Consider the following 14,288-nt stretch of genomic DNA (forward strand, 5'->3'; position numbering starts at 1 on the left):
TTGCTAGTATGCCCTAGAAAAGTACGGGTATAGTCTCCTGTGTATTCTTCCTGATTCCATTGCCACAAATTGATTCGACCATCCTCCCCGACACTAGCCAGAATTGTTCCATCAGCACTAAAAGCCAGGTCGGACACTGAGGTTTGGTGTACTCGCAGGCTATCTATTTCACGACCGGTTTTCAGCCACCATAATTTCAGATGAGCATCACTCCTGCTACCCCCACTGAGTAGCACTCGCCCACTGGGACTAAATGACAGAGCATCCACAGCGGTAGAATGGGCTTCAATGGTACGCAGCAATTGAGGAGTTCTCCAAGATTGAGCCTGGGATGAAGCCATTTCCGGTATAGCTGCAACCATTAGCCCGAGTCTTGGTTCCCTAGCGTAGGTGGTACTGGTGACCACTGTCATGATCCCGATCACAGTTCCCAAAATCGCCAACGGTGTTTTTTTCATTCTGGTTGTTCGCGTAGCGTGGCCTTTTGGCCAAGGTTAGGGCAAATCGTCTTACTTTTCACCGCGTCAGGGGGATGTTCTTGCCAACCCGAAATTATACCCAACAACTCGGACTTTAGTAGTTCCAATGCTTCTATTTGTTCGGTGATTGCGTCAATTTTGTGCAGTAGATGCTGCTTAACCGCTCCACAAGGTAACTCACCAAAGTCATGGATTTTGAGGATGTCTTGAATCTCACTAAGGCTAAGTCCTAGGGATTGGGCGCGTTTAATAAAAGCCAGTCGATTCAGCACCTGGTTGGTAAACAGGCGATAGCCAGAAGGGGAGCGGGTTGTGACTGGCGTAAGCAGACCAATCTCTTCGTAATAGCGAATGGTCTTCACGGGCAACCCGCTATGACTAGCTACCTGACCAATTTTGAGCCAGTCCTCTGAATTGGCCAAAAGGTCATTGGTAATTGGTAATTGGTAACTGACCACTGTTGACTATCCTCTCCCCTCTGTTGCCCCTATTCCCTTAGGGATGAACAGTGTGATCTTAAAACAGCTTGACCTATCGAGGTGGTTGACGTCGATGTGATTGACCCTTGACAGCACTCAACATCGGTAATGGTGGACGGGAAGAACTGGGGGGAAGATACCGCTCCACAGGTTGCTCAGCCAGTTCAGTTTGCTGACTTTGGCTTTGCCACCAACGGACTACCACTGCTATTCCCACCATCATCAGTCCAAAACTGAATAATGACCAGCGTCCGCCGACACCACCAATGACAGCATCCACCGCTCCGATAATCACGATGAAGCCTGAGATTGGCTCTTTACGGTAAGCTGACTTCAACACTCGATGCCATAAAGCATTTATCACGGCTTACTACTTACTCTATTTCACAGATTTACTTCTTTTGTAACAGAATAGGTCAAAATTGCCCAACTAGAGCACTAACGTTAGTTGGGAGACTTCACTGTTACTGAGATATATCTGATATATATAATTCTTCGACATCCGATACTTTTTAGCTACCAAAGTCTACCAAGATAGACATTAGCCCGCCAATGCAAGGTGATCGTTCACCCAGGGTGTATCTACCAAAGCTCTCAGGAATATCCCACGAGCGCCATTTATATCTCTATCCATTTTTTTACCATCAATTTGAGACTTGATGATTTTACTTCCACCAATTTTTACGAGTTCCCCTGTCCAGCTAACAGTTTTACTAGTGTAGGCTTCACAGACATCAACCACAAGCTTGCCTGTCTCAAAAGCTTTATGTTTTAAGAATTGCTTGAACCGATAATGAGCAAAGGAAAGCAAGTTGCGGACTGTTTTTGAACGAATTTTTCTCTCTTGTCGTTTTGACATTTGAGATGTCTCAAAGCTAGGCAGCAAAATTACATCAAAATTATCCACTAAAAATCGGGCAGTTTTGTGATGTAATTCATTGATTAAATTCTGGATCTTAATGGTCATTCTTCTAGCTGCTTTTCTCCTTCGACGTTTTTGCTTACCTCTTGATTTGCTGATTTTTGAGATTAGCGCATCCAAGTGGGCACATAAACGTTGAATTCTAGAAAAATCACCATCGCCAATCTTGCCTACAGAATTCTCACTGAAAAATGTTACAAAGGTTCTAACACCTGGATCGAGAGCAACTATTCTACCTTGATTCTCGGCTTTATTTCTAGTGGTCTTATAGGGAACTACTAGGTAATAGTTCCCATTAGTGCTAGTTAATCGACAGTCACATATGTGATCTGGTAGCCTTTCAGCAAAGGTTAACTCTCCTAATTTTGTAGGGTAGATCCCCTTTGCTGAAACAGCCGACTTTGGGATATAGCAAGACTGAACAGGATTTTTTCGAGACCTAAAACGAACCCGATTAACAACTCCAGTCAAATTGTATTTTTTCTTAGCCTCCCTGACACCCGTGCAAGCATCCTTAATCGCTATCGATTTTATCTGATAAGGTACTGACTTACACCATTCAGGGAGGTTATTGATAATGTCGGTTTTAATGGCTTTCCAATTAGCTTTAATATTCCCATCTTTGAGAATCTCTACGGTTTTATTGAATACATAACGAGATACTCCAAACCAGCGATTAATTAATTGACGCTGCTCAGTCTTTAGGAATAGTCGGATCTTTTTTGATTTTTGAACCGTAATTTTATTGTTCGTGGACTCGGCAAGAAAAGACCTGAATGATGGATAGAATATCGGCTGTGATTTCTGATTATGGGCAACTTTTAGGGTTGTCGAGAACCAGGATTTTTCCACCGTTAAGGCTGACCAAGTACTCAAACAGTTCAAACCCAAACCGGGTAAGTCTGTCGAGACAGGCAACAATAATCGTGAGCTGATCTCCGCGCATAAGTCGTTCCAGTATGGTTTTAAGACTTTTTCTTTTGTAGTTGAGTCCTGATCCGATGTCTGGGATGATTTCCGCTTCTGGTTAGAGGGAGTGCATATAGGCGACAAATCCCTCAAGGTCGTCTTTTTGTTTCCTGCTGCTGACCTAACTATAACAAAGAGTGGTAGGCGTAGCAGTATTAGTAGGCCTAAAGGTGAGTAAGCTTTCTGTATCAAATAGTCTATATCCCCTTGGGGTTCGCTCCCATTTGATAGTGCCATTGTCTGCGTACTTCCTCAAAGTGTTTTTACAGAGTCCTGTAAGTTCGACTGCCTTACGAAACGGTATTAGTGCCATGACTTAAGTCTACCAAACAATCATAGACTTTGAGATAATCTGTGGCACTTTTAGTTACTGTTCACTAACCCCAGAGCAACCGGGAAGTTCAAGATTAATTTTGCCAATCCTGGGAACTATGGCAGCAGTTATTCTTGAAAGCGCTTACAGGAGCAGGCCAGTAGCTTCAGCGACTTTCCTACTGACCGACTCTCCCACTGACTGACTCTGGGACTAGTTCTACTGTAAGCCTAACCAGGTTAATAAGTCTTGACCAGTAAAGTATTCAATTGCCAGAGTCAAAATAAAACCAATCATGGCAGCTCTACCATTCAAGCGTTCTGCGTAATCATTAAACCCAAACTTAGGTGACTGGAGTTGAGGGACTTTAGAGGGTTGGGGTTGCGTCATAGTGATAAAAGTTGCCAAGCTATAGTAGAGTTACGTGAAGTACCCTAGCCTGCTTCGCTGAGAATGCGTTCGCGTAGCGTGGCCTACGGCCATGGGATTGCTCGCATTCTCAACTCAATCAGGGACGGTCTTATTCGTCTTTCGGGTTTCCCGTTTCATCCGCCGATGCCTCAAACAGCAAGCTGCAATACGGTCTTACTCAGCGTCCACAGGCAGACATCCGCCTTCCGCAGACGTATAGTTTACTCGACAGACTCACCTTGGAATTACAGCACTATGGCTAACCAGCCGGGGCAAGTCTCTTCCCTGAGCTCTGCTAGTACTTTGTACACCTAATGGCCTAAAAACTGATAGGATATTAGACCATTTGTAAGGTAGCCTTTTAGTCAGTCAGGCGGGTCAGCAACCATCTTTATTCTAACATGAACCGTGATGATTTGTCATCAAAAGTTGTCGTCTCGCTATCCATCCTAGAGACGAAACCGATAGATAGGGTCGCCTTAATCAAAAAGTTTTAACCAAAGGTGCGCTTGACCCGTAATTAAATTCGCCACGGGTCGCACCTCTTTTATGCATAGCCGACTAACCATAAAGGCGACCCTATCCTTACGGTAACTTCAACACCCTGGAAGAGGGTGGGGAATTCCGCGAGTTTTGTTAACTTTACTAATTTTAACATTTAGATCATATTTAAATACAGCACCAGTACGCTAAAGAGGTAAAAGCATGGAAATAGGTGTTCCCAAAGAAACGAAAGATCAGGAATTTCGTGTGGGATTAACCCCCAGTAGTGTCAGGGTTTTACAAGAAGCGGGTCATACAGTTTTCATTGAAACTAATGCTGGCACTGGTGCTGGCTTTACCGATGAAGACTATCAGCGTCAGGGAGCCAAAATTGTCTTAGACGCGGCTGAGGCTTGGAATCGGGAACTAGTAGTCAAAGTCAAAGAACCCCTAGCGCCAGAGTATCCCTTGCTTCAAAAAGGACAGCTGTTGTTTACTTATCTACACTTAGCCGCTGACCGCCCTTTAACCGAGCAGTTGCTGCAATCGGGGGTGATTGCGATCGCATATGAAACAGTAGAACTCCCAGACCACACCCTACCGCTGCTAACCCCGATGAGCATTATTGCTGGTCGTCTTTCCGTACAATTTGGAGCCAGATTTCTGGAGCGTCAGCAGGGGGGAAGAGGGGTGCTGTTAGGCGGTATTCCCGGAGTTAAACCAGGTAAGGTGGTAATTCTTGGTGGCGGAGTTGTCGGTACAGAAGCCGCCAAAATCGCTGTGGGGATGGGAGCGAGAGTACAGATTTTTGATATTAATGTTCAACGGTTGAGTTATTTAGAAACTATCTTTGGCTCAAGAATTGAACTCCTCTACAGCAATTCAGCAGAAATTGAAGCGGCTGTTACTGATGCTGACCTGTTGATTGGGGCAGTGTTAGTCCCTGGTCGTCGTGCTCCCATTTTAGTCCCGCGCTCTCTGGTCAAACAAATGGTTACTGGCTCAGTGATTGTAGATGTTGCTGTGGATCAGGGAGGCTGTATTGAAACATTACGACCCACATCCCATACCAATCCCATTTATATCGAGGAGGGTGTCGTTCACTATGGGGTGCCTAATATGCCTGGAGCTGTTCCCTGTACATCAGCTGTGGCTCTAAACAATAGTACTTTCCCCTACGTACTCAGTCTGGCCAATCAGGGGTTGAGCACTCTGGAAAATAATCCCGCTCTAGCCAAGGGCGTTAATGTCCAGAATCACCAGTTGGTTCATCCAGCAGTCCGAGAAGTGTTTCCCGATTTAGCTGATGGCTAAGGTTTTATTGCTATAGCAATCTTAAATGATTACTATAGCAATCCTAAATCAATTGTGAGAATTTTTCGTAAGCATTCAGCTATCAGCCGTCAGCTATCAGGCATTGCTGAGGGGCGGAATGAATATGAGTGGGGTGGGCATCCTGCCCGCCTGAAAATTGGAACGGGCAAGATGCTCATTCCACAACTCCCTACTCCCTACTCCCTACTCCCTACTCCCTACTCCCTACTCCCTACTCCCTTTCCTTTAACATTTTCTTGCTAAAGTCTTGAGAAAATGTTTTAATAGAAATATCGATTAGTGTCCGCTAGCTTAAAAAAAGTTGTTAAATTTTTATTAAAAAAAGAATTAGCGACTGTTACCAATTACATGTCTTAGGAGCTTTTTAAGGTGATGCGTGATCAGGTGTTAACCTGGTTAGCAGATAATGTGCCGTCTTCTCGGCTACAGCATATATTGCGAGTTGAACAAATGTCCGTTGAACTCGCTGAGCTTCATCATATCAATGCTCAGCAGGCAGCTCAAGCAGGGTTGTTGCACGACCTAGCCAAATGCTTTAAGCCTGAGCGCTTGTTGCAAATGGCTAGAGATAATGCCATAGAAGTCGATCCAGTCTGTGAAGCCGCGCCTCACTTATTGCATGCAGATGTCAGTGCTATTGTTGCCCAAGAGCAATTTGGAGTCAAAGATGAAGCAGTATTGCAAGCGATCGCTCTTCATACTTTAGGACGTGAGGGGATGACACCCCTCAGTTGTGTGGTGTTTATTGCTGATACGATTGAGCCAGGTCGTGGTGAGACACCGGATTTACAAACCTTACGAAATCTCTCTAAGCAAGACCTATACAAGACTGTTTGGTTAGCCTGTGACTACTCGTTAAAATTCCTGCTAGAGAGTCCTCGTCCCATTCACAAACGTATGATATTGACTCGAAACTGGGCGCAACAGATGTCCAGGAAGACAACAGCTAAAAGAGACTGTAAGACAGATTGTGTAAATGCCTAAAGTCCCATGTGCCTAGCTTTCAGGAACGTTTCGTCAATAGCAGTGTGAGTATCAAATGAAGAAGCAACGAAAAGAAATGAAAAGAATTGTACAGCAAGTGATTAACCACAAGAAAACTTAATTACTATTAGAACAGATTGTTTTGTAGAGCGAGGAATCAAACGCTTAATGAGAGATCAAAATAATAAGCCCTCCACCTTAGTAACCCCTGATACCGAACACCAGGATGCTAGCTATGGGTTAGCACTAACCGTTGCTCAAGCAGCAGATGACCGCAAGGGTGCAGATATTGTGATTCTGTCGGTGTCAGAGGTATCGTACATCACAGATTACTTTGTAATTGTGACCGGGTTTTCTAGGGTACAGGTCAGGGCAATCTCTCAGTCGATTGAACAGCAAGTAGAAGAGGCATGGAACCGTTTACCTGTGCGAACAGCAGGAAAAGCAGAGGGAATCTGGATACTTCAAGATTACGGTGACGTGATTGTCCATATCTTGCTGCCTGAAGAACGGAAGTTCTATAATCTCGAAGCATTCTGGGGCCACGCGGAGCAGATTGAGTTTCAGGCATCCTAATTGCAGCACTCACAAAAGAATAATCATGAAATCTCCTGTTTATGTATGTCCTGTTCCAGAAGAGCAGCAACCCATAAATGAATACCAAGAACTAAAAGAATCTTGGTTTTTTAACTGGGCAAGGCTGGAACTACCAAATTATGTGATCAAGCTGGCGTGGGTTTGGGGGTTGAGCTGGCTGATTTCAGGGCCGATAGCAGCCGTGAGTTTTCCACCCCAAAAAGCTATAATCAAGTTTCTGCTCTGTGGTGGAGCAGGAGCAAGTATCTTCTTGATTTTAACTTTGCTGCGGTTATACCTGGGTTGGTTCTATGTAGGCGATCGCTTGATCAGAGAAACCATAGTCTACGAGGAGTCAGGCTGGTATGACGGTCAAACCTGGACAAAAACTCCAGAAATTTTGGCTCGCGATCGCTTAATTGTTTCTTATGAACTCCAACCAATTTTGCGACGTTTACACTGGACGTTCGGATTTTTGATTATAGTCGTGATTGGTGGCAACATAATTTGGCATGTGTTATCAGCCACCTAGCTCGATTGCTCCAACTAAGCTATAGGGTAGCTTTAAGTCTAATCCATGACCAGGGGAAAACGTACTCAAACACGAGCCTTAGAAGTCCGTTTACTACGGGAAGGCATTATCGAATCAGTTCATTCAGCTCAAGCGGTTGTTTGTGATGACCGGGGACGGATGTTATATGTTGCGGGTAACCCAGAAACCTCAACATTTATTCGCTCTGCACTCAAACCTTTCCAAGCCTTAGCGGTCACTACCACAGGTACCCTTGAGCGTTACAATCTCACGGACCGAGACTTGGCTATTATGTGTAGTTCCCATCACGGCACGATGGAGCAGGTAAGGCAGGTCTTTAATATTCTTTGGCGCTGTGATGTTGACCCATCAGCACTACAGTGTCCCATTCCCCCAGGCCAGGAAAGCTCACTCCAGCATTGCTGTTCTGGTAAACATGCTGGAATGTTGGCTGTTTGTCAACAAAGGCAGTGGCTAATCAAGAGCTATTTGGAGTATAATCATCCCGTGCAAATGTTAATCTTAAGCCAAGTAGCGGAGCTGCTACAGATGCCGGAGCAAGAGTTAATTCTCGCTCACGACGACTGTGGCGCTCCGACTTATTTTTTACAGCTACGGCAAATGGCATTATTGTACGCTCTGCTCTCTTCTGGTAATAATCTGGCCATGGAGCGTATTGTCCGCGCCATGATCAGTCATCCCCAGATGGTGTCCGGGGATGGGGGATTTGATACAGAACTGATGCGATTATCCGAAGGGGAACTGGTAAGTAAATCGGGAGCACAAGGGGTTCAATGTATCGGTCGCGTTGGCCAGAATATGGGTCTAGCCATTAAAGTCCTCGATGGCGCAAAATCTGCTAAGTATGCTGCCGCCATTGCCCTACTTAAGCAAATGGCTTGGATTACCCCTTCCGTAGCAGATACCTTGGAGTCGATGTTTATTAATCTCAGTAAATACAAGCGTTTAGAAGTAGTTGGGGAATTATCTATGCCTTAAGAGGTGAGCTTATAGCGGTTTTCAATTCGGTCAGGTACAAATTCTTGGGTTTTAGGGAGCAGGGAGCAGGGAGCAGGGAGCAGGTAAGAGGGAAGTCGGAAGTGGGAAGATAGTTATGAAAAACGCTGTATAGCTTTTGTATCTCGGTTGTCAATATGGGAATTGGCAAAAAAGGCAATAGGCATGCTAGCAATAGGGCCAATAGCTCCGAGCTTGTATTTTCCCGATTCCCGATTCCCGACTCCCGACTCCCGATTCCCGATTCCCTACTCCCTACTCCCCACACCCCGCTTGTATTTTCCCGATTCCCGACTCCCGATTCCCTACTCCCTACTCCCTACTCCCTACTCCCTACTCCCTACTCCCTCCATCAAGCACTGATAGAACTAATTTGAGAAATTTCCCATTTCCCCTTGCCACTTTTGGAAATTAGGTGTTATAGTTAAAAAGACGACGCGGGATAGAGCAGCCTGGTAGCTCGTCGGGCTCAACAATCAAGTTAGCTAGACGCTTAATAGCGAGCTTGAGCATGGGCGGCACGAAGATAAATCTCCGTGTGTTTACCTGTCAAATTCGGGGAAGCCTGTAGCGAGGTAATCCCGAGCCAAGCTCCCAAAAGGAGAAGGTGTAGAGACTGGTTAGGCAGGCACCCTAACGTTTAAGGCGAGGGTGAAGGGACAGTCCAGACCACAAACTGGAAGATCCAGGCAACGAAAGTTGTAGTTGGTACGCATAACCCGAAGGTCGGTGGTTCAAATCCGCCTCCCGCCACCAAATAGAATATCGCGAAGCCCTGCAAGGTTTTATCTTTGCGGGGTTTTGTGATTTTGGGGAGTGGGGAGTGGGGAGTGGGGAGTCGGGAATCGGGAAAAGAATGAATAGCAGTAGAGTGGGCATCTTGCCCGCCGGATCAATAACAGTAGAGTGGGCATCCTGCCCGCCCCAAAATAAGCATGAAACTGGCAAGATGCCAGTTCCACCAAGATGCCCATTCCACCAAGATGCCCATTCCACCAAGATGCCCATTCCACCAAGATGCCCGTTCCACCAATATGCCCATTCCACCAAGATGCCCATTCCACCAAGATGCCCATTCCACCAAGATGCCCGTTCCACCAATATGCCCATTCCACTAAGATGCCCATTCCATCAAGATGCCCGTTATCAATATTTTCGTGGCACAGGCTTCGACGCTGGGACGACCTAACTCTAAGCATGCCCATAGCGCATCAGCTGACGGCTGATAGCTGACCGCTGACCGCTGACTGCTGACCACTGACCGCTTACTATTACCGTAAACTTTCTAACACCTCTGTTGTAAAAGGATTTTCACCTTTCTTGAGAGCGTCAACCCAACCCTGTCGTTGTGCTTTCATTTTCTGATTATCTGTCCAGGTGATAAACACCTCAAAGTCTTCAATCGCACCTTTAATATTACCCGTTAACGCCCTAGCTAAACCCCGACTATCCTGTATATATCCTTCATCTGGTGCGAGTTCAACAGCTTTTTCACAGGCAAACATTACTTTATCAGCTTGGTTATACAGGCTACCATCCCAACAGAGTGCATTCCAAGAATTGGCAGAAATTTCTAAATTAGGATCTAGTTCTTGAGCTTTGTTGTAGCTTGATAATGCCTCATCAACTTTACCTTGAGCTGCTAATTCTTCCCCTTCACTAACAAAAAATTTTGCTGCAAGTTTTCTTGCTCTTGTCTGAGAGTCAAACTCTAAACTAGGGTCAAGTTCTAAGGCTTTTTCAAACTTAGAAATCGCCTCATTAATCTTACCATTCAATGCTGCTAATCTTTCCCCTTCTCTAACCCAAAATTTTGCTGCAAGTTTTCTCGCTCTTGTCTGAGAGTCAAACTCTAAACTGGGGTTAAGTTCTAAGGCTTTTTCAAACTTAGAAATCGCCTCATTAATCTTACCATTCCATTCTGCTAATCTTTCCCCTTCTCTAACAAAAAATAGTGCTGCAATTTTTCTCGCTCTTGTGTGAGAGTCAAACTCTAAACTGGGGTCAAGTTCTAAGGCTTTTTTAAACTTAGTAATCGCCTCATCAATCTTACCATTATCTGCTAATTTATCTCCTTGTAAAAGGAAAACTGTTGCTGAAGCTTCCACCCCACAAAGATAGCGCTCCTTATCACTGACATCAGGGTTATTTTTTAGGTAGTCATTCACCCCTTTACAAGCGTGTTTGAGGAGTTCATCTCGGTTAAAGTTCCACAATTTCACGGTCTTGTCCAAACTAGCAGAAGCGAGGTATTTACCATCTTGGCTGAAGGTGATAGCCCTGACCGAACCCTGATGCCCAGTCAAGGTTTCAACCAATTGCCCCTCTCGCGTCCACAATTTCACGGTATTGTCACTACTAGCAGAAGCGAGATATTTACCATCTCGGCTGAAGGTGACATGATTGACCGAACTTTGATGGCCAGTTAAGGTGTCCACCAATTTGCCCTCTTGCGTCCATAATTTCACTGTATTTTCCCAACTAGCAGAAGCGAGGTATTTCCCATCCGGGCTGAAGGTGACATGAGTGACCGAATCCTGATGGCTAGTGAAGTTGCCCACCAATTTCCCCTGTGCTGTCCACAATTTCACGGTCTTGTCCAAACTAGCAGAAGCGAGGTATTGACCATCCGGGCTGAAGGTGACATGAGTGACCGAACTTTGATGGCCAGTTAAGGTGTGCAGCAATTTGCCCTGTGCTGTCCACAAATTCACGGTATTGTCACGACTAGCAGAAGCGAGGTATTGACCATCCGGACTGAAAGTGACATGATTGACCCAACTTTGATGGCCAGTTAAGGTGTCCACCAATTTGCCCTGTGCTGTCCACAATTTCACGGTATTGTCCCCACTAGCAGAAGCGAGGTATTGACCATCCGGACTGAAGGTAACATGATAGACCACACGCTGATGGCCAGTCAAGGTGTCGAGCAATTTGCCCTGTGCTGTCCACAATTTCACGGTCTTGTCCAAACTAGCAGAAGCGAGGTATTTTCCATCCGGGCTGAAGGTGACATGATAGACCACACCCTGATGGCCAGTTAAGGTGTCCACCAATTTGCCCTGTGCTGTCCACAATTTCACGGTATTGTCATAACTTGCAGAAGCGAGGTATTTCCCATCCGGGCTGAAGGTGACATGATTGACCTCTCTGAGATGGCCAGTCAAGGTGTCCAGGAATTTGCCCTGTGTTGTCCACAATTTCACGGTCTTGTCACTACTAGCAGAAGCGAGGTATTTCCCATCCGGGCTGAAGGTGACATGATTGACCCAAGCCTGATGGCCAGTCAAGGTGTCGAGCAATTTGCCCTGTGCTGTCCACAATTTCACGGTATCGTCACTACTAGCAGAAGCCAGGTATTTCCCATTCGGGCTGAAGGTGACATGCTTGACCTCTCTGAGATGGCCAGTCAAGGTCTCCACTAATTTGCCCTGTGCTGTCCACAATTTCACGGTATCGTCACTACTTGCAGAAGCGAGGTATTGACCATCCGGGCTGAAGGTGACATGATTGACCTCTCTGAGATGGCCAGTCAAGGTCTCCACTAATTTGCCCTGTGCTGTCCACAATTTCACGGTATTGTCATAACTTGCAGAAGCCAGGTATTGTCCATCCGGGCTGAAGCTGACATGATTGACCGAACTTTGATGGCCACTCAAGGTGTGCAGCAATTTCCCCTGTGTTGTCCACAATTTAACTGTATTGTCACGACTAGCAGAAGCGAGGTATTTCCCATCTGGGCTGAAGCTGACATGATTGACATAACCCTGATGGCCAATCAAGGTGTCGAGCAATTCGCCCTGTGCTGTCCACAATTTCACGGTCTTGTCATAACTAGCAAAAGCCAGGTATTTCCCATCTGGGCTGAAGCTGACATGATTGACATAACCCTGATGGCCAATCAAGGTGTCCAGCAATTTCCCCTGTGCTGTCCACAATCTCACGGTATTGTCATCACTTGCAGAAGCGAGGTATTTACCATCTGGGCTGAAGGTGACATGATTGACCGAACTTTGATGGCCAATCAAGGTGTCCAGCAATTTGCCCTGTGCTGTCCACAATTTTACGGTACTGTCACTACTAGCAGAAGCGAGGTATTTCCCATCCGGGCTGAAGGTGACATGATAGACCGAACTTTGATGGCCAGTCAAACGGTTAATCTCTCTTGGTTGAGAGAGAGCCTCTTGTAGCAAGTTTGCACCTGCTATCAAAATATCTGTCGTTGGTTTCTTTGCTTCCTGCAATTCTTGATTTACTTCAATTGCATCCAACTGAACATCTAAGGTTTCCTCTCCTGAGACTAAACGAGACTTTAACCCTGCAATGTCAGCTTTGAGATTTGCATTGTTTTCATCGATAAGTGCCTCATCCCTTTGCAAAACAGCAACTACTGCTAGTCCAGAAATTGCTACAAATACTATTGTTGCAAATCCTATAATGCTTTGAAACTGGCGTTTTTGGTATTTCTGACTTAAGCCAATAAACTCTTGTTCACCTTGGGATAGTTCTTCCCGACGTTCTTTCAGTTTTTCCTGTGCCTGGACTAAAGCAGCTCCCCGCAATAACAGTCCCTTATCCCGGTTCATTTCCTGCCACTGACCCATAGTTGCTCGGATTCTTTCTTGCCAAGCACGGAATTCTCGGTCTGTTTCCATCCATGCTTTCAGTTGCCCCCAGTTACGAATTAAAGCCTCATGGACTACCTCCACGGTTTCTTGTTCAGCATTTTTAGCACTGGTAACAACGGTGCGACTGGTAACCACTAACCGGGCATCAGCTAATCGTTTAACTAATTTCCAGTTGGTCTCCTTTAATTCTACTTTGGTAGCGACTCGTCTAGTATCTTCGGTACCTTCACCGGGACGTACTAATTGGATAAATATTCGTCTTACCCTTTCTTGTTCCTCTGGCTTGAGTTTACTAAATTCCCGATCAGCATAGCTGGTTAATGCACCAGAAACTTCACCGATTTCTTCATAGGCTTGGTGGGTTAATTGTTTGCTGGTGCGTTTTTTCCAAAGTTCAGTTAGGGCAAATTCCAACAGAGGTAAATTCCCTGGTTCTTTATCCACATCTTTGAGAATGCGTTCTACCAGTCCGCTTTCAAAACTAACCCCTACTTTTTGGGCTGGTTTTTCAATTACGTCTCTGAGTTCCTCTGGATTCATGGAACGGATTTGAACATTCACCTTGCGCCAGACATCTGCTAAGGGAGGATAGGACAACACATTCCCTAAAAAATCTGCCCGCATGGTGGTTACTAACACCGTTGATGAAGAAAATTGTTCTGAACTAGATTGAAATGTGTTGGAGAGGGTATCGAGAAATAGACGACGGGTTTTCTCATCCCTACACAGGGTGTAGAGTTCTTCAAATTGGTCAGCAATTAGTAAAATTCTCTGGTTAGGATGATTCTGATGAATTGTGGCAAAAACATCAGATAAAGGTAATTCATCACCACTAAAAGATATAGCCAACTTACGAGCTTGGATGATTTTGTCAGTAGAATCCAGGTCAGATCTGTATAGAGGAACTAGGGCTTGAGCTAGAGCCAGAAAAGGGTCTTTACCAGGACGAAAATGGGTAAATTGCCAATGTCCGGCTTTTACTAATTTCGGCACTAATCCCGCTAGAACTACGGAGGATTTCCCACTACCTGATGCCCCCAATACAGGAATAAAGTTACGAGTTTGAGTCGCTTTAAATAGTTCTTCTATAAAAACATCACGCCCAAAGAAATACTCAGCTTCCTTGGGACTGAAGTGAAACAACCCTTGATAAGGGCATG

Annotated in this window: 16 protein-coding genes and 1 pseudogene; 7 read left to right on the top strand and 10 right to left on the bottom strand. The window is 45.4% G+C overall.

Features of this window, described 5'->3' with window-relative positions; genetic code table 11:
* The 7 genes and pseudogenes from F6K49_RS22590 to F6K49_RS22620 form a co-directional block, all read right to left on the bottom strand.
* A pseudogene (locus F6K49_RS22590) lies at positions 1-458 on the bottom strand (WD40 repeat domain-containing protein); the annotation flags it as partial.
* Positions 455-937: a heavy metal-responsive transcriptional regulator gene (locus F6K49_RS22595; protein WP_293020202.1), complete on the bottom strand. Its 483-nt coding sequence runs from the start codon at positions 935-937 to the stop codon at positions 455-457. The pseudogene F6K49_RS22590 and the gene F6K49_RS22595, both read right to left, overlap by 4 nt.
* Positions 938-1,010: 73 nt before the next feature.
* Positions 1,011-1,319 carry a hypothetical protein gene (locus F6K49_RS22600; RefSeq protein ID WP_293020291.1) on the bottom strand — a complete coding sequence of 103 codons (309 nt, stop codon included), beginning with the start codon at positions 1,317-1,319 and terminating at the stop codon, positions 1,011-1,013.
* Between the two features lie 180 nt (positions 1,320-1,499).
* The gene (locus F6K49_RS22605; protein ID WP_365939942.1) at positions 1,500-2,732 is read right to left on the bottom strand and encodes a transposase; all 1,233 of its coding nucleotides are present in this window, start codon (positions 2,730-2,732) and stop codon (positions 1,500-1,502) included.
* Complete coding sequence (locus tag F6K49_RS22610) at positions 2,689-2,895, bottom strand: recombinase family protein (RefSeq protein ID WP_366514215.1); 207 nt, start codon at positions 2,893-2,895, stop codon at positions 2,689-2,691. The genes F6K49_RS22605 and F6K49_RS22610 overlap by 44 nt, the downstream gene beginning before the upstream one ends.
* Before the next feature lie 75 nt (positions 2,896-2,970).
* Positions 2,971-3,162, bottom strand: a complete 192-nt coding sequence (locus tag F6K49_RS22615; RefSeq protein ID WP_293020200.1) for a MerR family transcriptional regulator — start codon at positions 3,160-3,162, stop codon at positions 2,971-2,973.
* A 219-nt stretch (positions 3,163-3,381) separates the two neighbouring features.
* Complete coding sequence (locus F6K49_RS22620; RefSeq protein ID WP_168166507.1) at positions 3,382-3,552, bottom strand: hypothetical protein; 171 nt, start codon at positions 3,550-3,552, stop codon at positions 3,382-3,384.
* 726 nt (positions 3,553-4,278) lie between these two features.
* On the opposite strand from F6K49_RS22620, the gene ald reads away from it, so the two are divergent.
* From ald to F6K49_RS22650, 6 genes are all read left to right on the top strand, one after another.
* The gene (gene ald / locus F6K49_RS22625) at positions 4,279-5,370 is read left to right on the top strand and encodes an alanine dehydrogenase (RefSeq protein WP_293020198.1); all 1,092 of its coding nucleotides are present in this window, start codon (positions 4,279-4,281) and stop codon (positions 5,368-5,370) included.
* Between the two features lie 54 nt (positions 5,371-5,424).
* The gene (locus F6K49_RS22630; RefSeq protein WP_293020196.1) at positions 5,425-5,634 is read left to right on the top strand and encodes a hypothetical protein; all 210 of its coding nucleotides are present in this window, start codon (positions 5,425-5,427) and stop codon (positions 5,632-5,634) included.
* A gap of 129 nt (positions 5,635-5,763) precedes the next feature.
* Positions 5,764-6,375 (top strand): bis(5'-nucleosyl)-tetraphosphatase (symmetrical) YqeK, encoded by a 612-nt coding sequence (gene yqeK, locus F6K49_RS22635; protein ID WP_293020286.1) that lies wholly within the window; start codon positions 5,764-5,766, stop codon positions 6,373-6,375.
* Positions 6,376-6,543: 168 nt separating this feature from the next.
* Positions 6,544-6,951 (top strand): ribosome silencing factor, encoded by a 408-nt coding sequence (rsfS, locus tag F6K49_RS22640; RefSeq protein ID WP_070392641.1) that lies wholly within the window; start codon positions 6,544-6,546, stop codon positions 6,949-6,951.
* 25 nt (positions 6,952-6,976) lie between these two features.
* A complete protein-coding gene (locus F6K49_RS22645) occupies positions 6,977-7,483 on the top strand; it encodes a CGLD27 family protein (RefSeq protein WP_293020192.1) in 507 nt (168 codons plus the stop codon).
* 45 nt (positions 7,484-7,528) lie between these two features.
* Positions 7,529-8,482, top strand: coding sequence for an asparaginase (locus F6K49_RS22650; protein ID WP_293020190.1), 954 nt, complete (start codon positions 7,529-7,531; stop codon positions 8,480-8,482).
* Here F6K49_RS22650 and F6K49_RS22655 read toward each other — a convergent pair.
* Positions 8,472-8,660, bottom strand: a complete 189-nt coding sequence (locus F6K49_RS22655) for a hypothetical protein (RefSeq protein ID WP_293071393.1) — start codon at positions 8,658-8,660, stop codon at positions 8,472-8,474. The genes F6K49_RS22650 and F6K49_RS22655 overlap by 11 nt on opposite strands.
* Before the next feature lie 5 nt (positions 8,661-8,665).
* Between F6K49_RS22655 and F6K49_RS22660 the strand changes: the two genes are divergently transcribed.
* Positions 8,666-8,863 (top strand): hypothetical protein, encoded by a 198-nt coding sequence (locus F6K49_RS22660; protein WP_293100308.1) that lies wholly within the window; start codon positions 8,666-8,668, stop codon positions 8,861-8,863.
* Between the two features lie 422 nt (positions 8,864-9,285).
* On the opposite strand, the gene F6K49_RS22665 is transcribed toward F6K49_RS22660, so the two are convergent.
* The gene (locus tag F6K49_RS22665; protein ID WP_293100311.1) at positions 9,286-9,699 is read right to left on the bottom strand and encodes a hypothetical protein; all 414 of its coding nucleotides are present in this window, start codon (positions 9,697-9,699) and stop codon (positions 9,286-9,288) included.
* Between the two features lie 72 nt (positions 9,700-9,771).
* A complete protein-coding gene (locus F6K49_RS22670; protein ID WP_293100314.1) occupies positions 9,772-14,271 on the bottom strand; it encodes a WD40 repeat domain-containing protein in 4,500 nt (1,499 codons plus the stop codon).
* Positions 14,272-14,288 lie beyond the last annotated feature (17 nt).

It is taken from the genome of Moorena sp. SIO3I6, from assembly GCF_010672095.1.

Coding starts and splice junctions, on each gene's coding strand:
- rsfS (WP_070392641.1), top strand. CDS start 6,544: ATGAGAGATCAAAATAATAAGCCCTCCACCTTAGTAACCCCTGATACC.
- ald (WP_293020198.1), top strand. CDS start 4,279: ATGGAAATAGGTGTTCCCAAAGAAACGAAAGATCAGGAATTTCGTGTG.
- F6K49_RS22620 (WP_168166507.1), bottom strand. CDS start 3,552: ATGACGCAACCCCAACCCTCTAAAGTCCCTCAACTCCAGTCACCTAAG.
- F6K49_RS22665 (WP_293100311.1), bottom strand. CDS start 9,699: ATGCTTAGAGTTAGGTCGTCCCAGCGTCGAAGCCTGTGCCACGAAAAT.
- yqeK (WP_293020286.1), top strand. CDS start 5,764: ATGCGTGATCAGGTGTTAACCTGGTTAGCAGATAATGTGCCGTCTTCT.
- F6K49_RS22645 (WP_293020192.1), top strand. CDS start 6,977: ATGAAATCTCCTGTTTATGTATGTCCTGTTCCAGAAGAGCAGCAACCC.
- F6K49_RS22615 (WP_293020200.1), bottom strand. CDS start 3,162: ATGGCACTAATACCGTTTCGTAAGGCAGTCGAACTTACAGGACTCTGT.
- F6K49_RS22660 (WP_293100308.1), top strand. CDS start 8,666: ATGCTAGCAATAGGGCCAATAGCTCCGAGCTTGTATTTTCCCGATTCC.
- F6K49_RS22650 (WP_293020190.1), top strand. CDS start 7,529: ATGACCAGGGGAAAACGTACTCAAACACGAGCCTTAGAAGTCCGTTTA.